At 40.7% G+C, this 22,655-nt stretch carries 22 protein-coding genes; 10 read left to right on the top strand and 12 right to left on the bottom strand.

Features of this window, described 5'->3' with window-relative positions; translation table 11 throughout:
- Window positions 1-187 precede the first annotated feature (187 nt).
- The 8 genes from CFY87_RS07335 (at window position 188) to CFY87_RS07300 (ending at window position 7,164) form a co-directional block, all read left to right on the top strand.
- Entirely contained in the window at window positions 188-1,021 is an 834-nt protein-coding gene (locus tag CFY87_RS07335; RefSeq protein ID WP_094946566.1) for a heme/hemin ABC transporter substrate-binding protein, read from the top strand.
- Window positions 1,014-2,003 carry a FecCD family ABC transporter permease gene (locus tag CFY87_RS07330; RefSeq protein ID WP_094946609.1) on the top strand — a complete coding sequence of 330 codons (990 nt, stop codon included), beginning with the start codon at window positions 1,014-1,016 and terminating at the stop codon, window positions 2,001-2,003. Before CFY87_RS07335 ends, CFY87_RS07330 begins: the two co-directional genes overlap by 8 nt.
- Window positions 2,000-2,791 carry a heme ABC transporter ATP-binding protein gene (locus CFY87_RS07325; protein ID WP_094946565.1) on the top strand — a complete coding sequence of 264 codons (792 nt, stop codon included), beginning with the start codon at window positions 2,000-2,002 and terminating at the stop codon, window positions 2,789-2,791. Before CFY87_RS07330 ends, CFY87_RS07325 begins: the two co-directional genes overlap by 4 nt.
- 22 nt (window positions 2,792-2,813) lie before the next feature.
- A complete protein-coding gene (gene hutX, locus CFY87_RS07320) occupies window positions 2,814-3,308 on the top strand; it encodes a heme utilization cystosolic carrier protein HutX (protein ID WP_094946564.1) in 495 nt (164 codons plus the stop codon).
- A 24-nt stretch (window positions 3,309-3,332) separates the two neighbouring features.
- Window positions 3,333-3,872, top strand: a complete 540-nt coding sequence (gene hutZ, locus CFY87_RS07315; protein WP_172539972.1) for a heme utilization protein HutZ — start codon at window positions 3,333-3,335, stop codon at window positions 3,870-3,872.
- Window positions 3,873-3,899: 27 nt separating this feature from the next.
- Window positions 3,900-5,342: a TonB-dependent receptor domain-containing protein gene (locus CFY87_RS07310; protein WP_094946563.1), complete on the top strand. Its 1,443-nt coding sequence runs from the start codon at window positions 3,900-3,902 to the stop codon at window positions 5,340-5,342.
- Window positions 5,275-6,084, top strand: coding sequence for a TonB-dependent receptor domain-containing protein (locus CFY87_RS07305; RefSeq protein WP_094946562.1), 810 nt, complete (start codon window positions 5,275-5,277; stop codon window positions 6,082-6,084). Before CFY87_RS07310 ends, CFY87_RS07305 begins: the two co-directional genes overlap by 68 nt.
- 237 nt (window positions 6,085-6,321) lie before the next feature.
- Window positions 6,322-7,164 (top strand): DNA ligase, encoded by an 843-nt coding sequence (locus CFY87_RS07300; protein ID WP_094946561.1) that lies wholly within the window; start codon window positions 6,322-6,324, stop codon window positions 7,162-7,164.
- A 68-nt stretch (window positions 7,165-7,232) separates the two neighbouring features.
- Here CFY87_RS07300 and adk read toward each other — a convergent pair whose 3' ends face one another.
- From adk to galE, 3 genes are all read right to left on the bottom strand, one after another.
- Complete coding sequence (gene adk / locus CFY87_RS07295) at window positions 7,233-7,877, bottom strand: adenylate kinase (RefSeq protein WP_094946560.1); 645 nt, start codon at window positions 7,875-7,877, stop codon at window positions 7,233-7,235.
- Between the two features lie 74 nt (window positions 7,878-7,951).
- A complete protein-coding gene (locus CFY87_RS07290) occupies window positions 7,952-9,220 on the bottom strand; it encodes an AmpG family muropeptide MFS transporter (protein ID WP_094946559.1) in 1,269 nt (422 codons plus the stop codon).
- A gap of 89 nt (window positions 9,221-9,309) precedes the next feature.
- Window positions 9,310-10,329 carry a UDP-glucose 4-epimerase GalE gene (gene galE / locus CFY87_RS07285; protein WP_094946558.1) on the bottom strand — a complete coding sequence of 340 codons (1,020 nt, stop codon included), beginning with the start codon at window positions 10,327-10,329 and terminating at the stop codon, window positions 9,310-9,312.
- Window positions 10,330-10,532: 203 nt separating this feature from the next.
- Between galE and CFY87_RS07280 the strand changes: the two genes are divergently transcribed.
- The gene (locus CFY87_RS07280; protein WP_419670254.1) at window positions 10,533-10,706 is read left to right on the top strand and encodes a glycine zipper 2TM domain-containing protein; all 174 of its coding nucleotides are present in this window, start codon (window positions 10,533-10,535) and stop codon (window positions 10,704-10,706) included.
- A 144-nt stretch (window positions 10,707-10,850) separates the two neighbouring features.
- On the top strand, window positions 10,851-12,164 hold the full coding sequence (locus CFY87_RS07275; protein WP_094946556.1) for an NCS2 family permease: 1,314 nt from the start codon (window positions 10,851-10,853) through the stop codon (window positions 12,162-12,164).
- 105 nt (window positions 12,165-12,269) lie between these two features.
- On the opposite strand, the gene pheA is transcribed toward CFY87_RS07275, so the two are convergent.
- The 9 genes from pheA to ftsW form a co-directional block, all read right to left on the bottom strand.
- Window positions 12,270-13,430: a prephenate dehydratase gene (pheA, locus tag CFY87_RS07270; protein WP_094946555.1), complete on the bottom strand. Its 1,161-nt coding sequence runs from the start codon at window positions 13,428-13,430 to the stop codon at window positions 12,270-12,272.
- Window positions 13,431-13,591: 161 nt separating this feature from the next.
- A complete protein-coding gene (lpxC, locus tag CFY87_RS07265) occupies window positions 13,592-14,512 on the bottom strand; it encodes a UDP-3-O-acyl-N-acetylglucosamine deacetylase (protein WP_094946554.1) in 921 nt (306 codons plus the stop codon).
- Between the two features lie 41 nt (window positions 14,513-14,553).
- Entirely contained in the window at window positions 14,554-15,840 is a 1,287-nt protein-coding gene (gene ftsZ / locus CFY87_RS07260) for a cell division protein FtsZ (RefSeq protein ID WP_094946607.1), read from the bottom strand.
- An 88-nt stretch (window positions 15,841-15,928) separates the two neighbouring features.
- The gene (ftsA, locus tag CFY87_RS07255) at window positions 15,929-17,206 is read right to left on the bottom strand and encodes a cell division protein FtsA (protein WP_094946553.1); all 1,278 of its coding nucleotides are present in this window, start codon (window positions 17,204-17,206) and stop codon (window positions 15,929-15,931) included.
- Window positions 17,207-17,237: 31 nt separating this feature from the next.
- On the bottom strand, window positions 17,238-18,005 hold the full coding sequence (locus CFY87_RS07250; RefSeq protein WP_094946552.1) for a cell division protein FtsQ/DivIB: 768 nt from the start codon (window positions 18,003-18,005) through the stop codon (window positions 17,238-17,240).
- A complete protein-coding gene (locus CFY87_RS07245; RefSeq protein WP_094946551.1) occupies window positions 18,002-18,931 on the bottom strand; it encodes a D-alanine--D-alanine ligase in 930 nt (309 codons plus the stop codon). The genes CFY87_RS07250 and CFY87_RS07245 overlap by 4 nt, the downstream gene beginning before the upstream one ends.
- A 15-nt stretch (window positions 18,932-18,946) precedes the next feature.
- Window positions 18,947-20,377: a UDP-N-acetylmuramate--L-alanine ligase gene (gene murC / locus CFY87_RS07240; protein ID WP_094946550.1), complete on the bottom strand. Its 1,431-nt coding sequence runs from the start codon at window positions 20,375-20,377 to the stop codon at window positions 18,947-18,949.
- 10 nt (window positions 20,378-20,387) lie between these two features.
- The gene (murG, locus tag CFY87_RS07235) at window positions 20,388-21,446 is read right to left on the bottom strand and encodes an undecaprenyldiphospho-muramoylpentapeptide beta-N-acetylglucosaminyltransferase (protein ID WP_094946549.1); all 1,059 of its coding nucleotides are present in this window, start codon (window positions 21,444-21,446) and stop codon (window positions 20,388-20,390) included.
- Between the two features lie 17 nt (window positions 21,447-21,463).
- On the bottom strand, window positions 21,464-22,654 hold the full coding sequence (gene ftsW, locus CFY87_RS07230) for a putative lipid II flippase FtsW (protein WP_094946548.1): 1,191 nt from the start codon (window positions 22,652-22,654) through the stop codon (window positions 21,464-21,466).
- Window position 22,655: the final 1 nt, after the last annotated feature.

Raw genomic sequence — 22,655 nt, 5'->3', positions numbered from 1 at the left:
ATTACGTATGAAATACGTATTTCTCATTTATTGATATACAAAATATTTTCATAGCTGCTTTTCTTCAATTATGTTAGTTAACAACTGATTAACATTTATTCAGTTCTGATATCTTATTTACGATAAACCTTGCTATAAATAAAATAAAATTATTATTATTTAATATCTTGATTGAGATGAGCGTTGTATGAAATTTATTTATTCTTTTTTTATTTGTTTGATTGTTCTAATTTCGTCTGCAAGAGCGGAAGAACGGATTATTAGCATTGGGGGAGATGTAACTGAAATTATTTATGCTCTTGGTATGGGAGAACTATTAGTTGGTCGAGACAATACCAGCTTATTTCCTGAACGTGTAAAAGATGTGCCCGATATAGGCTATATGCGTCAGCTTAATATCGAAGGTATTCTTGCATTGAAGCCAACTCAAGTGATTAGCAGTGAAGTAGCGCAACCGGCTGTCGTGTTTGATCAATTAAAAGCTGCCGGTATAAATGTTAATACTGTTTCTTTTGGCTATACTGTCGAGAGTGTGGTAAAAAAAATTAACCAAATCGGTGGAAATCTGAACAAGATAACTCAAGCTAGTATATTAGCGAATAAATTTATGAATGAAATAAAGGCTATTCCACGCTCACCACTCAATGTACGGGTACTATTTATCCTTAATCAAGCCGGGACTAATCAGATTGTGGCAGGAAAAAATACTGTTGCAGACGAAGCGATAAAATTGATCGGTGCTAAAAATGCGATAGAAAATAGTGTTCGATTTATTCCGCTCTCACAAGAAGGGTTAATTGCCGTCAATCCGGATATTATCGTAATGACACATATGGGGATTAAACACTTAGGTACAATAGATAAAGTATGGTCATTAGCAGGTATAGGACAGACAAATGCCGGTCGGCATAAACGTCTTCTAGTTGTAGATGATTTATCTTTAATGTCTTTTGGATTGACAACACCGTCAGTTTTGCTTCAACTTCGCCGAGCAGCAGAAAATGTGCAAATTGATGAATAATCGTCTTTATTGGCATATCGGATTAATATTATTATTGCTTGTAACTATATTTACCGCTTCAAATATAGGTGCATTATCGCTTACTTGGCAAGATCTTTGGCATAATCAATCTGATATCCAGTGGCAAATTTGGTTACATATTCGACTGCCACGCATTTTGCTTGCGGTAATAGTTGGATTAGCTTTGGCTTTATCCGGTGCATTATTTCAAGGATTATTTCATAATCCTATGGCAGATCCGGCATTGATCGGAGTAAACAGCGGCGCCTCTTTGGCAGTTGGCTTAGCTATCATCATGCCAAGTTTCTTACCGCTTGAAATGGCACTGTACAGCACAATGCTCGCCGCCTTTGTCGGTAGTCTTATTGTATCAAGTATAATTTATCTCATTAGCCACCGTTCTCATGTATCAATTAATAAATTGTTATTAGCCGGGATTGCTGTCAATGCGCTTTGTTTTGCCTTAGTTGGAATCTTAACATATGTGAGTAATGATCAACAATTACGTCAATTCAGTCTATGGACAATGGGCAGTTTGGGGCAGGTTCAATGGAAACCGCTAATTCTCGCATCCTTACTCATTTTGCCCGGCTCAATCTATGCGCTAACTCTGGCAAAAAAACTTAATTTACTACAATTAGGTGATGAAGAAGCGCATTATCTCGGCATCAACGTGGTAAGACTCAAAAAACAATTGATCCTTATTGGCGCATTATTAGTAGGCGTTGCTGTTGCGGTGAGCGGTGCTATTGGATTTATCGGTTTAGTCATTCCCCATTTAGTCCGTTTTAAATTTGGTGCTGATCATCGTTGGGTACTTCCTGCCTCAGCTTTATGCGGTGCTATTTTATTACTATTGGCTGATACATTAGCCCGTACACTTATTGCTCCGGCAGAATTACCTGTCGGCATGTTGACCGGTTTGATTGGTGCACCTTATTTTCTTTGGCTTGTAATTCGCTATAGAGAGGTCAGTTTATGATTAGCGCAACGCCGCTATTTACTGCACAACAAATTCATTTCCAAAGGGCGCAACATCTTCTTTTGGATAGTATTTCGCTTAATTTACCACAGGGGAAACTTACTGTACTCATTGGTCCTAATGGCGCTGGAAAATCTACCTTATTACAGATCCTATCCGGCTATCTAGCCCCAACATCCGGAGAATGCTACTTTAATCAACGTTTATTGCCTCATTATTCTCCTTTAGAGCTGGCACAACAGCGTTCAGTGATGCGCCAACACAACCAACTAAACTTTTCTTTTTCCGTCGAAGAAATTATTACTATGGGTGGTTATCAGAGACGCAAACAAGAAGTTGCACAATGGCTCGATCACATCATTGAACTGACCGATTGCCAATTTTTACGCCATAAAGCTTACTACCAATTATCCAGTGGTGAACGACAACGTACTCAACTAGCCCGTGCTTTGCTACAGATTTGGTCAGAAAAAGGGATGTATGGCAAACTTCTTTTTCTAGATGAACCCACATCAGCCTTTGACCTGTATCATCAGCAACAATGTCTACGTCTCATGAAGCGCCTTTGTGAACAGCAAGGATTAACCGTTTTTTGCATTTTGCATGATCTTAATTTGACCTCGCTTTATGCCGATCAAGTTATTCTGTTAGCCGCACAGCGAATTCAAGCACAGGGGTCACCACACCAAGTGTTGACTGAAAAAATTATTCGGCGTTGGTATCAAGCAGAAATTGAAATCTTACCGCACTATGCAACACATGTTCCGCAAATTCAATTTTGTTATTAACATTTAAATATAAGGACAAATGATGACCTCATTACATCAACAAGTTGCTGATTATTTGGCTCAAAACCCCTCTGTGATGACAATACAAATAGCAGATCAATTAAGGCAACCGGAAGGGCATATTTTAGCAGCCTTACCAAATCAATATGTAAGATTATTTCCTGCTCAACGCGCACAAGAAATTCTCACTCAAATCAGTCAATGGGGGAACTTTACGACCATTATTGAAAAGGAAGGCTCTATTTTTGAAATTAAAGATCGATTTCCTGACGGTAGGATAGGACATGGTTATTATCACCTTAATCTGCAAGGAAAAAAAGGAACACTACATGGTCATCTAAAATTAGATAATCTTGCGCAAATTGCTTTTGTCAGCTTGCCGCTTCGCGGCAAAGAAAGTTACAACATTGCATTCATTGCACACAGCGGTCAAGTCATGTTTAAAGTGTATCTGGGGCGGGATACGCAGCATCGGTTATTTCCGGAACAAGTCGAAAAATTCAAATCATTTCAATAACATATTCAAAAAGGAGTAATTTATATGTCAAATAGCATTAACCCAACTGATCGTCAAGCAGTATTACAAAACCGCCTTGGACCTGAAATTCAAGAGCTCAAACAACATATCAAAACCATTTCACTCGCTACGGTTGATCATCAAGGTAACCCGAATGTGAGTTATGCGCCTTTTGTGATTACTAATGGTGAATATCAAGTGTTAATTTCAACAATTGCACAACATGCTCGGAATTTACTTGAGATCCCGAGAGTATCAATGATGTTGATTGAAGATGAAAGTCAAAGTCGGGAAATTTTCGCCCGCCGTCGTTTAACATTTAATGCCACTGCTCGCCTTATTGAGCGCCAATCCTTAGAATGGGAAAACGCTATTCACGCACTTACAAAACGTCATGGTGAACTTGTATCACGCCTAACACAACTTAATGATTTTCATCTTTTTAGTTTTAAGCCTGAACAAGGACTATTCGTAAAAGGATTTGGGCAGGCATTTCAAGTCAGCACAGATGACTTAGTGAATGTCGTACATTTGGATCAAGGTCATCAACCTATAACAAATTAACGTTTTGATTGACAGGATATTAGCATAATGAAAAAAAGAATAAAGTTAACCCCTCTTGCAATTTTTGTTACTACCGTTTGTGCAGTAACACCTGCGATTGGTGAAGATAATAGTAATACGCTTGATCCAATTGAAATAACCGTACAAACAAATAATAATGTAACAATTGCCAAAGATCAGATTGCGCAACAACAACCTCGTAATTTAAAAGCATTATTAAAAGATCAGCTTGATGTTCAAGTCAATGAATTACAACGTTCCCGCGCCGGTAATGACAGTATCAATATACGTGGCTTACAAGGAAATCGTGTTGCTACTACACTTGACGGTATTCCTTTACCCGAAACACAAGAAAACAAACTCTTTGTTTCCCTTGGCATTAATTTCGGCGGGCTTAATACTGTTGAACCCGGTGCATTACGATCAGCTAAAATCAACTATACCGGCTCTTATCGATCATTGTCCGGTGGCGTAGATTTAACCACGCTCGATCCAAGTGATCTTATTCGTTCAGGCAATGTAGGAGGATTTGTTGCCACCGGTTACGATAGTGAGGATAACTCTATCTATGGTATCATAGCTGGCGCAGTAAAAAAGGGACGCAATCAAGGCTTATTGCTTGTTTCCGGACGCAAAGGCAATGAAACCGATAATCACGGAACCGTAGGTGGAGATGGATCGGATCGCACTAAACCGGATCCGGCAAATTATAAAAACCAATATATTTTGGTGAAAAACGGTTATCAATTTGATGATCATAATGACATACTCCTCAGCCTTGAACATTATTACGGTAGAAAAACAACTGATTTACGCTCCTCTAACGGTGCACGAATTGACCGTGCAACGGGAACACAAATAGATGGAACCAGCCAAGATAAAAATCGTCGGACACGCCTCTCTTTGCTCCATGAATACCAAAATCATCAAGGTTGGATAAATCATGCCAAGACACTGGCGTACATTCAAAACAGTAAAGTTGGAAATTTTCGATCTCGTTTGTCCGATCGGGCGGAGCGTGTAGAATCCGCTAATACCCGGCAAAAACTTTACGGGATTAATAGCGATTTGACGACTTTTGTAAATACAGCCATTCCGCAAACATTACGTTATGGTCTCGCTTTTCAATATACTGATTTTACCTCCCAATTCGACTGTCCGACTTGTTCGAGTAATGAAACCATCTCCCCTATGGCTAACAGTAAACAAATTAAAGCGTATGTATACCTTGAAGATGAATTTGCGCTAGGCAATTTTGTCATAAAACCTCATCTAGGAATGCTATATTATCATCATGATCCTTCTACTGCAGGTTATAAACAGATCGCCGAAGAATACGCACCGGTAAAAAATCAAAATAAAACCGCATTATTACCTAAATTAAGTTTAAATTGGAAAATTAATGCGCTTTTTGAACCTTATTTCCAATATTCCCGAGGAATACAACCCCCCCTCTGCTCAGCAGTTTAGTTCCTCCTTCGGCAATTCAGGTGTGATTCGTGTCGGATCTCGGCAGATTTCTTATGCCTATGCAGTTATTGGAAATCCGAATTTGAAACCTGAAACTGCACATAATTTCAATCTCGGGATAAAAGGACACCATAAGCAATTTCAATACGATATTGCAGCTTACTACAATAAATATAAACACTTTATTGATTGGAAATCCCGTTCTACACCACGCTATAACCCATTAGTTCAATACCAAAACTTGGACAGTGCTAAAATTTACGGTGTTACCGCAAATGCTAAATGGAAATTTATTGACCCCTTCTATATTTCAGGTGGCATTGCTTATACCCGAGGCAACGCCAAAAATAATGCTGAAAAAACACCGATTAATACTGTTCAACCGCTCAAACTTCAAGCAGGGTTAGGTTATGAAGGAGAACGATTTGGTGGAAATATTTCTTTAACTCATATTCGTGCCAAAGCAGACAAGGATATTGAAGGTACTATTTATAATCCAACATACTCAGTTAATTTAGTTGATATCGGAGCTTACTGGCGCCCATTAGAAAATTTGCTGCTCACTGCCAATATAACGAATTTATTTAATCGTAAATATTGGAACTGGGCGGATATTTCCTATTTTGCTGTACAATCTTCATCTTCCGCCGCGGATCGCACACTTGCCTTAAATCATGCAAATGCTGATGCTTATAGTGCACCGGGACGCAATTTTAACATAGGAGTACGTTACGAATTTTAATCAGTCTTGTCTTAATACTCTTAACTCTTGAGTTAAGAGTATTAACTTTTACTTATCAAACCGCTAATCTGAAAACTCCTTCACTACCACGAGTAACACAATCCATTGGCAAAAATATCGCAAAAATGACCGCACTTTTTCTCTTTTTTGTGTAGCAGATCGCAAAAATTTATCTCTTCTCTGGATGAAAAAATACCCTTTTTTTAAGCTATCTTTTATGTTGAAGGAGAGAAAAAAATGGTTAAAAAAATATTTCATAGTTTATGGTTATTTATTTATACGTCATTTATGACACTGCCAAGCCTCGCTACTTCTTCTAATTTAATGTTATTGGAAACTTATCATAATCAAGATTTACAAGGTTGGGTCATGAGTGAAAAACTTGATGGTATTCGCGGTTATTGGGACGGAACGCAATTATTTAGCCGACAAAACCAAATCTTAACACCGCCTCATTATTTTATTCGCGATTTTCCACCCTTTGCCATTGACGGAGAATTGTTTTCGCAACGCAATCAATTTGAACACATTTCCTCTGTGGTGCGCTCACAAAAAGACAAAGGCTGGGAAAAAGTAAAACTTTATGTGTTTGACGTACCGAATGCTAATGGCAATTTATTTGAACGCTTGGCAATTCTGGAGCAATATCTCGCTCAACATCCCACGCCCTATATTCAGATTATTCCGCAAATTCCTATCGAAAGTAAGCAGCAAGTCATGGATTATTTGGCACAAGTGGAAAGCCAAAAAGGTGAAGGATTGGTATTGCGCAATCCGCAAGCCGCTTACGAACCACATCGCAGCTCGCAAATTCTCAAATTAAAGACCGCACTTGATGAAGAATGTACCGTCATTGCTCATCATCCCGGTCAAGGGAAATTTCAACATATGCTGGGATCATTGACCTGCGAAAATCAACGAGGAACCTTTAAAATCGGCTCCGGTTTCAATTTACAAGAACGCCAAAACCCACCGCCGATCGGCACGGTAATCACCTATAAATATCGTGGTTTGACGCAAAAAGGCTTGCCGCGTTTTGCCACCTATTGGCGCCAACGTACCGACTTGGCGACAAAATAGCCTTCATAAAAAAGCACGAACCAATAAAAGCCCGTGCTATGATAAAAGGTGCAAAAGTGCGGTCGAAATTAAGACAGAATTTTGTCTAATTCCGCACTTACTTGTTCTACTTTTTGCGTACCATCTAGGCGGAAATATTGCGTATTGCCCGCTTTAGCTTCCGCTTGATAGTAATCGACTAATGGTTTAGTCGTGTTGTGATACACTTTTAAGCGATCCAATACGGTTTCCGGTTTATCGTCCGCGCGGATAATCAAATCTTCGCCGGTCACATCATCTTTACCTTCCACTTTCGGCGGATTGTAAACGATATGGTAAGAACGTCCAGAGGCTTGGTGAACACGGCGACCGCTCATACGTTCAACGATCACTTCATCCGGCACATCAAATTCCAAAACGTAATCAATGCTCACGCCCACCGTTTTCAACGCATCCGCTTGCGGAATGGTGCGCGGAAAACCGTCTAATAAAAAACCTTTGGTGCAATCCGGTTGCGCCACACGCTCTTGCACCAATGAAATAATTAAATCATCCGGCACCAATTGTCCGGCATCCATTAAGATTTTCGCTTGTTTGCCCAATTCCGTACCCGCTTTAATCGCCGCGCGTAACATATCTCCGGTTGAAATTTGCGGGATATTAAATTTATTCATAATAAATTGCGCTTGTGTGCCTTTTCCTGCGCCAGGCGCACCTAATAGAATAATTTTCATACAGACCTCTCAAATAGAAATAAACTTTAATAAAATACCTTGCTTGCAGCAGAAACTCAAGTATTACCAATGATTTATTTTTCGCGCCAAGGTGCTACCCAAAACAGACATAACATTCCGGGAACCGCCAGCCAAAAACAAAACCAAAAATAATCATAATACCCCAAATATTGAATTAACGCGCCGGATTGTGTATTTAAAGTGGCTCGTGGAAGAGCAGATAAGCTGGTAAATAACGCCAATTGGGTGGCGGTATAAAGTGGATTGGTTTCACGTGCCATAAACGCCACAAAAGCCGATGTTCCCAGCCCAATACCAATATATTCCGCTGCTACAACAAGGGTTAAGGCAAACAAGGCAAAGGTATCCACTTGTTCAAAGGGACCTAATTTGGCAAACCAAGCGAAACCAAGGATGGTGATAATTTGTACAAAACCAAACAACCATAATGCTCGATTAATCCCAATTTTCAACATGATCACCCCACCAATAATACCGGCAATAATCATTGGCCATAACGAGGCATTTTTCACCACAACACCAATTTGCGTCATGCTAAATCCCATGTCCAAATAGAAAGGAGAAATCAATGCAGTCGCCATGCTATCACCCAATTTGTATAGGAAAATAAAAGATAAAATGCCCAAAGCAGAAAGCACGCCTTTACGCCCGAAAAATTCTTTGAACGGTTCTACAACATTTTCTTTTAATGTACGTTGTTGTTTTAATTCAATTTGTGGCTCATGACTTAAAAATAATGTCATGAAAATCCCCGGCAACATAAAAAGCGCGGTCACAATAAAAGTGATTTTCCAATCCACATAATCGACCAAAATTAAGGATAAGGATCCCGGTATTAGCCCCGCAACCCGATACGCATTCACATGAATTGAATTGCCCAAACCAAGTTCGTTATCCGGCAAAATTTCGCGCCGATAAGCATCCAGCACAATATCCTGACTGGCAGAAAAAAAAGACACCAAAGTTGCCATCGCGGCAATCAGCAGTAAGCCGAATTGGCTATGAGGGTTAAGGAAAGCAAAGGAAGCTAAGGAAGCGATTAACAATACTTGAAAAATCAACATCCAACCGCGTCGACGCCCTAAAAATGGCGGTACAAAACGATCCAGCAGTGGTGCCCACAGAAATTTCCATGAAAAAGGTAAGGTCACCACAGTAAAATATCCCAGCGTTTCCAAATCGACTTTTTCCGAGCGCATCCAAAGCGGTAATAATGAAATAATGATGTAAAAAGGTAACCCTGAGCTAAAGCCTGTAAAAATACAAATCAGCATATTACGGCTGAAAATTTGGCTGAATAGGCGAAAAAATGTCGTCGTCATAATAAAAGTGCGGTTAATTTTTTTGATGATTTTTTAGTTATTTGAGAAAAGGCGATATACTCGCCTTTTCCAATAGATTGATGCTATCACTATTCGTCCAGATAACCTTGCGGATTATTTTTTTGCCAATTCCAAGTATCTTTCATCATGTCTTCTAATCCGCGCTCGGCAACCCATCCCAATTCTTGTTTTGCCAAACTCGGATCGGAATAACAAGTCGCAATATCCCCCGGACGACGCGCAACCAATTGATACGGAATGTGAATATTGTTTACTTTTTCAAAGGCTTTTACCATATCCAACACGGAATAGCCGCTGCCGGTTCCAAGGTTATAAATATGCAAACCGGCGTTATCTTGGTGACGATTTAGCGCTTTTAAATGCCCGATAGCCAAATCTACGACGTGAATATAATCGCGAACACCGGTACCGTCATGAGTATCGTAATCGCTACCAAAAACCGAAAGTTGTGCTAATTTACCAATTGCCACTTGGCTGATATAAGGCAAGAGATTATTTGGAATGCCGCTCGGATCCTCACCGATCAATCCGCTTTTATGGGCACCCACCGGATTAAAATAGCGTAAAATAGTCACACTGAATTGTGGTTCGGCTTTAGCAATATCGGTTAAAATTTGTTCTACCATAAATTTGGAGGTGCCATACGGGTTGGTGGTGCCACCAACTTTACAATTTTCAGTAATCGGTACAATTTCCGGATCGCCATATACGGTAGCAGAAGAACTGAAAACAAAATTCCATACGCCGGCTTTTTTCATTTCTTGCATTAAGATCAAAGAACCGGTCACGTTGTTCATATAATATTCCGCCGGTTTACGCACGCTTTCGCCTACCGCTTTTAGTCCTGCAAAATGGATCACTGATTTAATTTGATTTTCCGCAAAGATTTTTGACAATAACACCGAATCTAAAATATCGCCTTGATAAAACTTCACTGATTTACCCGTAATTTCACTTACGCGTTGCAAGGATTTTGACGAGGAATTACATAAGTTATCTAAAACGACGACTTCTTCCCCCACATTTAATAATTCAACAACGGTATGTGAACCGATATATCCAGCGCCGCCTGTAACCAAAATAGCCATATATACTCCCCCCTATTACCCTAAAAGAACCAAGCATAAGTATAGAACATTTTACTGAATAAAGAAAAAACTATCTGAAAAAATCCAAGGAAAAAACAAGTTGAACTTTTTCGGTATTCTGTGGTCTTAGCGAAAGAAAGTAGCAATACTTGTACTATATAATAAGGAGTTTAAAAATGGCAAATACGATGAAATTCATGGGGATGCTTGTTTTAGCAATCACATTAAGTGCTTGTTCCGGAATGAATAAAACACAAAAAAATACTGCAATTGGTGCCGCGATTGGCGGTGTTGCAGGCAATATGATCGGTAACTCAACCGGTGCAACCTTAGGGGGAGCAGCGTTAGGCGGACTTATCGGCAGTCAAATTAAATAACTTATCTCAGTCTATACTCATTAAAAAAGATCTGCTTTGCAGATCTTTTTTATTGCACAAAATCCTTAGGCAAACGTTTACTATTGAATATTTTTCGGTACAATAGCCACATTTTCTCTCATAAAATCAAAAGGTCTTATTGTTATGTCTCTAGAATCCCATTTTGAACTCAGCAAACGCGGGTCAAACCTTCGCCAAGAAATCATTGCCGGATTAACCACTTTTTTAGCTATGGTTTATTCCGTCATTGTGGTGCCTAATATGCTCAGTGCTGCCGGTTTTTCAGCCGAAAGCGTATTTATCGCCACCTGTTTAGTCGCCGGTTTTGGCTCAATTTTAATCGGTTTATGGGCAAACACCCCAATGGCAATCGGTTGTGCGATTTCCTTAACTGCCTTTACTGCATTTAGCTTAGTGTTAGGTCAACAAGTCAGTATTCCCGTCGCGCTCGGTGCAGTCTTTTTTATGGGGGTGGTATTTACCTTAATCTCCGCAACCGGCGTACGCTCCTGGATTTTGCGGAACCTGCCTGCAAGTATTGCTCAAGGCGCGGGGATCGGTATTGGTTTATTTTTATTATTAATCGCCGCCAATGGTGTAGGTATTGTGGTTGGAAATGATGCCGGTTTACCGGTAAAATTAGGCGATTTCACCTCCTTTTCTGTATTAATGTCCCTTATCGGTCTTGCCTTGATCATCGGCTTGGAAAAAATGCAAATTAAAGGTGGCATTTTGTGGGTTATCATTGCCATTACGATCGTCGGTTTACTATTTGATCCGGAGGTCAAATTCAGCGGCCAAATTTTCAAAATGCCAAGTTTTGGTGAACAATCCTTATTTTTGCAATTGGACATAATTGGGGCATTGGATCCCAAAATTTTACCTGTTGTTTTCGCTTTAGTGATGACTGCGGTGTTTGATGCCACAGGAACTATTCGCGCCGTCGCCGGACAAGCTAATTTATTAGACAAAGATGGACAAATTATCAATGGAGGTAAAGCATTAACCTCTGACTCTGTAAGTAGTATTTTCTCCGCTATTTTCGGAACAGCGCCTGCTGCGGTATATATTGAATCCGCTGCCGGAACTGCGGCGGGAGGAAAAACCGGGATTACAGCCATCGTGATCGGCATACTGTTTTTATTGATGTTATTCTTCCAACCCTTAGCAACACTGGTACCAAGCTATGCCACTGCACCGGCGTTAATGTATGTGGGGTTATTGATGCTCAGCAATGTAAACAAATTAGATTTTTCTGACTTTATCGGCGCTATGAGTGGGCTTATCTGCGCGGTATTTATCGTATTAACAGCTAATATCGTGACAGGTATCATGCTTGGTTTTGCCGGTTTAGTGATCGGTCGTATCGTGTGTGGCGAAGCCAAAAAACTCAATGTCGGTACCATCATTATTACGGTGGTTTTAGTGGCGTTCTACGTCAGCGGAAAAGCAATTTAATCGCACCTCGACCGAATACAAAAAAGCGTTAAACTTCTGTTTAACGCTTTTTCGCTTAAAACTCGGATAAATTTAACCGCACTTTCAACTCTTACTTTAATTTCCCTAATCCACTTTTGCCGGTTTTACAATTTCACTTGGATAACAACCTAGTACTTTTAAATAATTACTGTAAGATTTTAATTCCTCAAAAGCCTGCCGGATTTGTGGATGATTAATATTGGCTTCGATTTCCAAATAGAACATTTCTTCCCAAGGTTTACCATAAATCGGGCGGGATTCTAATTTCGTCATATTAATATGGTATTTTTTAAATACCAACAAGGCATCCACTAATGCACCGGCTTGCTGTGAGGTACTCATCAACAAAAGGGTTTTCGTATGAATTTGCGGAGAAACCACCACTGGATTTTTTGCCAAAACGATAAAGCGCGTAATATTATTTTCCTGATTGGCAATGTCTTTTTTTAATACGCGTAAACCGTATAAATGCCCGCCATCTTCATTGCCCAATGCCGCAATATTCGGTTTATTGAGGCTTGCGACCAATTGCATGGCATGCGAGCTACTTTCGCAATATTCAATATGTACACGCTCTAAACTGCGGATAAATTGACTACATTGTTGAATGACTTGCGGATGGCTATACAGGGTGTCAATTTTTCTTAAATCATCCTGTTCATTTACCAACACACAATGCTTAATCGGATAAGCTAATTCTCCAACTAAGGACAAATCGGTATGTTGGAGTAAATCATAGACTTCATTGATGGCACCGGATGTAGTATTTTCCAGCGGTAAAATGCCATAATCCGCCTCGCCACTTTGCACCTTTTCAAAAATTTGCTCAAAAGTGTTACAACTCATTTCCACCAAGTGTTCTTGATAACGCGCTGCATAATTGCGCGCAGCGAGGTGAGAATAGGAACCGCGTTTGCCTAAAAACGCAATATGAATATTCCGTTCGCGCTGTTCATTCAGTTTTTTCTGCAAATACACTTGTTGGGTAAGTACAGAATCTTCAATAATCCGCTGAAAAATCGCCATGATATATTGTGGCTCTAACTGATAGTTTTCATTTTCGGCAAACTGCACTAACTCTTGTAATAATTGTTGTTCCCGCTCAATATCCCGTAATGGTTTTTGTGTAATTTCCTTACTACGTACCACATCAAAAGCGAGTCGATGACGTTCCGATAATAATTTCAACAGACTACGATCAATTTGTGTGATCTGCTGACGAATTTCCATTAAATCCAGTGCCATATATTTCTTTTTAATCCTCTAAATAATTGCCAACGCTTCCGATATTCTATTCAATGATTTTATTGTACTTTGATTGTAAAAACAAAACAAAAAATGACCGCACTTTAAATAAAAAAAGCTATACTTCCGGTGAAATATAGCTTTTTAGCTGAATAACTAAATTAAATTAAAACGTGAGAGGGCGCAACATAGCCTTGTGGAACCTGATCTTTATCTTCAAAAGTAATAAATTCCCAAGCTTCTTGATTTGCTAACAATGCTCTTAATAATTTGTTATTTAAGCCATGACCAGATTTATAGGCTTTAAAGTCACCAATAATATTGTAACCTGCCATGTATAAATCGCCGATAGCATCTAACATTTTATGACGCACCAACTCATCCTTAAAACGTAATCCGTCTTCATTTAAAATGCGATAATTATCCAATACAATCGCGTTATCCAAACTACCGCCTAAGGCCAATCCTTGGGATTGTAGATATTCAATATCTTTCATAAATCCAAAGGTTCTCGCGCGACTGATTTGTTGTACGAACGCTTGTGCCGAGAAATCCATTTGATAATGACGAACATCTTTGCCAATCGCCGGATGTTCAAAATCAATGGTAAAATCTAAACGGAAACCTTTGTTATACGGCTTAAATTCCGCCCATTTATCACCATCTTCAACACGCACTGGCTGTTTAACACGAATAAATTTTTTCGGCACATTTTGTTCTTCAATGCCGGCATCCAATAGTAAGTAAATAAACGGACTTGCGCTACCATCCATAATCGGAATTTCCGGTGCATCAACTTCAATAATAATATTATCAATACCTAATCCGGCTAATGCGGCATTCAAATGCTCCACGGTAGAAATTCTTATGCCATCTTCATTCACTAAACAAGTACACAGCATTGTATCGCGCACCATATTGGCATTCGCCGGAAACGTCGCCGGCGGGTTAACATCGGTGCGACAATAAATCACGCCCGTGTTTACCATTGCCGGACGCAAGGTTAGGGTAACTTTATTCCCACTATGCAAACCAACACCTGTCACCTTGATACTTTGTTTTAATGTTCTTTGTTTAATCATAATATTTTCTCTTAACTTATTGTAATACAACAAGATTAATGCTATTTATTTTTATTAAAAAAACTGGATACATTAACCCGTTGGAATGCCGGCGTATCTAATTCTTTTGACGGACGATTTTGCACCGGTTGAGGTTGCCGAGCTTGTCCGCTCGCAAGTGATCCTAATTCACCATAACCTACCCCACTTGAAATCGGTTGAGGTTGGATTAAACTGCCCTGATGATTTACCTGTTGTTCCGGTCTTAGTTGGGGATGTTTCAAAATCTGAATATCCGGCGTATCAATATCACCAATGCCGGTTGCTACAATAGTTACACGGATTTCATCGATCATCTCCGGTACTAAGGTTGTACCGACCACTACTGTCGCTTCATCAGATGCAAAAGCACGAATGGTATCCCCCACGGTATAAAATTCATCTAAACCTAAATCCATACCCGCGGTAATATTCACCAAGACCCCTCTCGCACCGGATAAATCTACATCTTCTAATAATGGGCTTGCGACCGCATCTTGCGCCGCTTTTTCCGCACGACCATCACTGACTGAACCATAAGCCACACCAGATCCCATCATGGCACGTCCCATTTCCGACATAACGGTTTTTACGTCAGCAAAGTCAACGTTAATCAAGCCGGGAGAGGTAATCATATCGGAAATACCGGTTACTGCATTGCGCAAAATATCATTCGCCGTCGCAAATGCACTAATTAACGTAACATTTTTACCTAAAACTTTGAGTAGTTTTTCATTCGGAATGATAATCAAAGAATCCACGTGCTTAGACAACTCTTTGATACCTAATTCCGCAAATTGCATCCGTTTTTTCCCTTCAAAAGAGAAAGGTTTAGTGACCACTGCAACGGTCAAAATGCCAAGTTCTTTCGCAATTTGCGCCACAATCGGCGCGGCACCAGTTCCCGTACCGCCACCCATACCGGCTGCGATAAATACCATATCGGCACCTTCCAACATAGCACGAATAGCATCCTGATCATCTTCTGCGGCTTTACGACCAACATTCGGGTTAGCACCGGCACCAAGCCCTTTCGTTGTTGCCCCGCCAATCTGCACAGTTTGCTGCACATTGCTTTTACGCAACGCTTGTGCATCCGTATTCACCGCATAGAAAATAATCTTACCGTGCTCATCTTCCGGCATCGGATAGGCTAATTCGTCAGAGCCAACAAATGTACTATCAATATCATTTTTGATCATATTAGCGACCATATGGTTGACTGCATTTCCACCACCACCGCCAACACCAACTACTTTGATGAGAGCACCGCTCATTCCATCAACATCATAATCAATTGGTTCTAACATATTCATATTTGTTCTCCGGCTATGCTAAGTCGCAGCTTAACATTAAAAAACTTAGATTTCTCTTATTGTAGATTAAAAATTGAAATTCTCAAAACTCTGAACGTATTTTATTTGCAAAATTTTTGATCGCATTCCAAATCAGCGCTAATGCACCACCGGAATTACCGTCCGAACCTACATCAATTATCTCATCCTTATTATCTTGGGTATATTGCAACAAACCGATAACTGTAGAATATTGTGGCTTATTTACATAATCGGTTAATCCGGTGATATTCAATGGTGTACCAATACGAACTTGCGCACCAAAAACCTCTGATGCACATTGTTTTAAGTCCTCAATTTGCGCACCGCCACCGGTAATTACTACGCCGGCTATCAATTCAAATTTCATTTGTTTACTTTCAAGCTCATATTTTAATTGAACAAGCTCATTTCTGACCAAGCCCAGCAACTCCGTATAACGTGGTGAAGTAACGACTGAAAGCTGTTCTTTTGTTAGAACCCGTGGTGCACGACCGCCGATACCTGCAACTTCAATTTTTTTATCCATACCGTTACTCGGGGGATTAAGCGCACTGCCATAATTAACTTTGATGCCTTCCGCATCCATACGTGATGCCGCACAGGCATAAGCAATATCATCGGTTACCCGATTTCCAGCATAAGCAATCACCTTGCTGAAACGCAATGCACCATTAGTATAAACTACAATGTCCATAGTTCCTGCGCCAAAATCAATCAAACAAACGCCTAAATCCTTCTCGTCTTCCGTCAATACCGAATATGCGGATGCAACACCGGAGAATACAATTTTATCCACTTTCAATTTACAACGCTCAACCGCTTTTTTCAGATTATTTAACCAATCTTGGTGACAAGCAATCAAATGCGCTTGCGCCTTCAAACGAACACCTTGTAAGCCTAATGGGTCTTTAATGTTCACTTGTTTATCTACGGCAAATTCTTGTGGAATTATATGTAATAGAGAAAGACCTTCGCCTATTTTGACCGAACTGGCAGTATGCATGGCAGAATCAATTTCGTCTTGGGTTACTTCACCATCAGCAATAGGAACAAATCCGTTCTCATTTAAACTTTGAATATGCTCACCGGTAATCGCTAAAGTTACGCTAAAAATTTCACAGTCTGCAACTGATTCCGCCGCATCAATAGCACGTTGAATGGAAGTGACAACAGCATTCAAATCTGTAATACTTCCTTTATCAATACCTTTTGACGGGCAACTGCCGACACCCAATACATTCACAACACCGTCATGTAACACTTCACCAACAACCGCCACGACTTTTGAAGTGCCAACTTCCAAGCCTACAATAGTTTTTGATTCTACAATCTTAGCCATTTTTACCGTTCACATTATCAATAATTATTATCTAATCCGCATCAACTATGCCCACTGCCGCACCTACGTTATATCTTAGATCAACATAAGACAACCGTTTATTTTCAGGCACTTCAATCTGCGGATAAATTGTTACAAAACGCTCTAATTTGCTTTTCCATTCACCCCGTCCTAAACGTAAAGTGACATCATTATCTAATACGATTTGCCAAGCACCTCGCGCATCAACCTTAACTGCTTTTAATGTCAGCCCTTTCAATTTTAAGTCATGATCAATTTTATTCCAAGCCTCAAGCACCATGCTGCTTTGATAATCAGGACCGGATAAATGTGGCAATTTTTGCTCCTTTACTTTTTCTATCGGAAGTTTAAATACCGTACCGTCAGTTGCCACAAACTCATTTTCATTCCAAACTGCCACCGGAAAATGCTCATTAACCCAAATGCTCAGTCTATCTGGCCAGACTTTACGCACAACTGCACTTTTTATCCAAGGCATGGTTTCAATTTGCTCGCGTACTACCTCAATATCTTGACCAAAAAAACCTTTTAACGCTCCCATTTTTATCAAGGTGTCACGCACATCCGAATAAGTGGTAAATGTCGGAGTGCCAATTAACGCAAAAGCACTAATCGGGCGATTATCCAATTTTTCCAACCAATTTTGCCAGTTAGTATAGACATAAAACAAAACACCTACAAAAACTAAGAAAAACAAAGGCTTTAATATTAAAAACTGTGTACTTCTTTGCCCTTTTGTTTTTACGCCCTGCACTGTTTTATGTTGGAACAGTTTCATTCCTTACTCAACTCCAAAATTTTCACCACTAACTGCTCAAAAGAATAACCAACTGTGGCCGCCGATTTCGGAAATAAACTATGGCTGGTCATCCCCGGGGTCGTATTGACTTCAACCAATCTAAATTGCCCTTTTCCATCCATCATTACATCAATTCGGCTCCAACCGCGACAACCAACAACATGATAAGCACGTTTGACTAACTCGCGTAATTCCTGTTCACGTTCTGCCGACAAACCGGACGGACAAAAATATTGCGTATTATCAGAAAGATATTTAGCGTTATAATCATAAAACTCACCTTCCGGCACAATTTTAATGGAGGGCAACACTTCATTATCCAATACCGGCACCGTCAATTCATCGCCCGAAAGCCATTCTTCAATTAATACCGTCTCATCAAATTTCAATGCAAATTCGACCGCTCTTTTCAAATCATCTACTGCTTTGACCTTGGTCAACCCAACGCTAGACCCCTCCAACGAGGGTTTCACCATTAACGGAAGTCCCAGTTTTTCGACAACAGCATGCGGATTTAGTTCTGCCAGCGAAGAGCGTGTCACAATCTCCATCTCCGCTACCGGCAAACCAAAGGCCTTCCACAACATTTTGGTTCTCATTTTGTCCATAGTCAACGCCGACGCCATCACGCCGCAACCGGTATAAGGAATGCCGATTTGCTCCAATAAACCTTGCATAGCGCCATCTTCACCGCTGCGCCCATGCAAAATATTAAATACCCGATCAAAGCCCCGCTCTTTTAAGGTTGCTACCGGAAATTCTTTTGGATCAATAGGATGCGCATCATAACCTTGGTTACGCAACGCATCCAACACCGCTTGACCGGAACTTAACGACACCTCTCTTTCCGCTGAAGTTCCGCCTAATAAAACAGCAATTTTTTCTTGTTTTAATGTTTTTGTCATTTTAACTACCACTATTTATTCATTCGTCCAACGTTCGGTCAATTGACGAGAAAGTTTGCTCACATTGCCCGCCCCTTGCGCCAAAATTAAATCTCCGTCTTGAATAACCTGATCCAAGATTTCCGGCAACTGCTCATGATTCGCCACAAAAATCGGATCCACTTTACCTAAGTTACGAATAGAACGACTTAACGAACGACTATCCGCCCCCGGAATTGGTGCTTCACCCGCCGCATAAACTTCCAACATAATCAGCACGTCCACTTGAGATAAGACTTGCACAAAGTCATCAAACAAATCGCGTGTACGAGAATAGCGATGCGGTTGAAAAATCATCACAACACGTTTATTTTCCCAACCTTGACGCGCCGCCTGAATGGTAACACCCACTTCTGTCGGATGGTGACCGTAATCATCTACCAACATCACTTTACCATTTGGTCGAATAAATTGTCCCAACGGATCAAAACGACGTCCCGCCCCTTGGAAATCCGCTAATGCCGCTAAAATCGCCTCGTCATCAATGCCCTCTTCTTTCGCCACTGCTAACGCCGCTGTCGCATTTAAGGCATTATGTTTGCCCGGAACATTAAGCAATACGTCTATCCGCTGACCGCTTGGTGTCATCACGGTATAATGCCCTTGGAAACCGGTTTGTTGATAATCTTCAATGCGATAATCCGCATGCTCGCTAAATCCGTAAGTGATCACCTGACGAGCGACTTTCGGAATTAATTGATTCAACACCGGATCATCAACGCACATCACTGCCAAACCATAAAACGGTAAATTATGTAAGAAATTTACATAAGTCTGTTTCATTTCCTCAAAATCACCATGATAAGTGTCCATATGATCCGGTTCAATATTAGTGATTACCGAAACCATTGGCTGCAAATGCAAAAAAGACGCATCACTTTCGTCAGCTTCTGCAATTAAATAACGACTACAGCCCAAATGGGCATTAGTGCCGGCAGATTTTACCAATCCACCATTCACAAAGGTCGGATCCAGCTTAGCCTGTGCATAAATCATTGAAATCATTGCCGTTGTGGTAGTTTTTCCATGAGTTCCCGCAACTGCAATTCCATGACGAAAACGCATTATCTCCGCCAACATTTGCGCTCGTTGGATCACGGGAATACGTCTTTCTTGCGCCGCTAAAACTTCCAAATTGTCCGGCTTAATTGCACTGGACACCACTACCACACTCGCACCTTCAATATTACCGGCTTGATGAGAAAAATAAATCTTGGCGCCTAAAGAAATCAATCGATTTGTGACCGCACTTTCTGCGATATCCGAACCGCTAATCAAATACCCCTCATTTAATAACACTTCCGCAATACCGCCCATACCTGCACCGCCAATACCGACAAAATGAATTTGACGTACCCGACGCATTTCCGGCACGGTTTGTCTTACGCGCTGTCTAAAATCTTGCATATTCTTATCCTTATCTCGCCACTTCAGAGATCACATCAGCGACACGTTTTGCCGCCAACGGAGCGGACATGGACTTCGCATTCACTGCCATATTCAATAATTTGTCACGATCTAACTGCTGTAATAAGGTTATCAAGGCTTGTGCAGTTAAATCAGCTTGTTCAATAATATACGCCGCCTCAACATCTGCCAAATATTTGGCATTTAAATATTGTTGCTTATCTTTATGTTGAAACGGAACAAAAATCGCCGGTGTTCCAACCGCCGCCAATTCACAAACCGTCAAGGCGCCGGAACGACAAATCACAACATCCGCCCAGCTATAGGACTCTGCCATATTATCAATAAACTCAAGGAGTTGTACATCTGCATCCGCAGCATAAAGTGCGGTGATTTTTTCCACTGATCCTGCACCCACTTGGTGACGAACTTCTAATTGATCGCCTAATGCATTCACTACTTCCGGCATCACCAAATTCAGCACTCTCGCCCCTTGGCTACCGCCCACCACCAACACTTTCAATTTGCCCGAACGCGACGCAAAACGCGTTTTTGGATCTGGTGTTAAAAATAAATCTTCTCTTACCGGATTTCCTACCACTTCCGCATTTGGAAATGCACTTGGAAAGGCTTGTAACACGCGGGTCGCAATTTTCGCCAACCAATTATTAGTCAATCCTGCCACAGCATTTTGTTCATGTAAAACAATCGGAACACCACATAATTTCGCGGCTAATCCGCCCGGTCCGGAAACATACCCTCCCATACCTAATACCGCATTAGGCCGGTAACGCTGAATAATTTTACGCGCTTGTAATACCGCACGTAAAACAGCAAAAGGCGCTTTCAATAACGCCTTAACGCCTTTACCGCGTAGCCCTGAAATTTGAATAAACTCAATGGGAATATTGTGCTTCGGCACTAATGCGGCTTCCATACGATCTTTGGTTCCCAACCAACAAATTTCCCAACCTTGTTTTTGCAAATATTGCGCCACGGCAATCGCCGGAAAAACATGTCCACCGGTACCGCCCGCCATTACTAATAATCGTTTTGCTTTTTCTGTCACTAGTTATCCCCAATATCTTAATCGTCACGCAAACGGGCCTGTCCACCTCGCATCAAACGGTTTTCGTGATCGATACGCAATAAAACCCCAATGCTAATTGCCATAATAATTAAACTTGAACCGCCATAACTGACCAAAGGAAAGGTCAACCCTTTAGTCGGCAGCAAGCCGAGCGCCATGCCCAAATTCACAAATCCTTGGAAAAAAATCCAAAAGCTAATGCCAAAGGCAAAAAATCCCTTAAAGCGCTGTTCCAGTTGTAGCGATTCGCGCCCGATTTTCATTGCTCTAAAAATCAATAATGCAAGTAGTACAATTACCACAAATACGCCGATAAAGCCAAATTCCTCACCGACCACTGCCATCACGAAGTCTGTATGCGCTTCCGGTAAATATTCTAATTTTTGAATGGAATTCCCCAAGCCCTCGCCACTAAACTCACCGCGCCCGAACGCCATCAGGGAATTTGATAGCTGAAAGCCGGTACCGTAAGGGTCTTTGAAAGGATCCATAAAACCGGTTAAGCGTTTTAAACGGTATGCCGACGAAATTGCCAACCAAAGCAACAATAAAATCCCCAAGCCACCTAGCGCAACGAATTGCCAGAAATTGGCGCCGACGATAAACAATAAGCTGAACGTAATAATGAAAAGTACCACCGTACTTCCCAAATCCGGTTGCAAAAGAATGAAAAAGCCTAAGGTTCCCATCACTAAGAGCGGTTTAAATGCACTGAGTTTTTTACTGCGCACTTCGTCATAACGACGGGTAAAATAACTGGCTAAAAAACAGGTTAAGGCTAACTTAGCAAATTCTGCCGGCTGGAAATTAAAAACTACCAAATTAATCCAACGTCTCGCCCCGTTAATCTTCGATCCAATACCGGGAACAAGCACTAATACCAATAAAATCAATGCAATCCAAAACAGGCGGGCGTGCCATTTTTCCCACATATCCATCGGCACCTGCACGAAAAAATAGCAAGCAAAAATCGACAATACCACATAAACCGCATCGCGTTTGGCAAAATAAAAAGAATCATTAAATAATCTTGTTCCTACAGGAATTGACGCGGAAGATACCGCAATCAAGCCGATAAATAACAAGGTAATAAACAGCCACAACAGCGCCCGATCATATAACAAATTGTTAGGAGTAATTGTCGCATTTTGCTCATACAGCCGCTTAACTTTATCTAAAAATTCCATT

It is taken from the genome of Actinobacillus seminis, assembly GCF_002263215.1.
Taxonomy (GTDB): Bacteria; Pseudomonadota; Gammaproteobacteria; order Enterobacterales; family Pasteurellaceae; genus Actinobacillus_B; species Actinobacillus_B seminis.
This window is presented reverse-complemented; position numbering and strand designations above follow the sequence as displayed.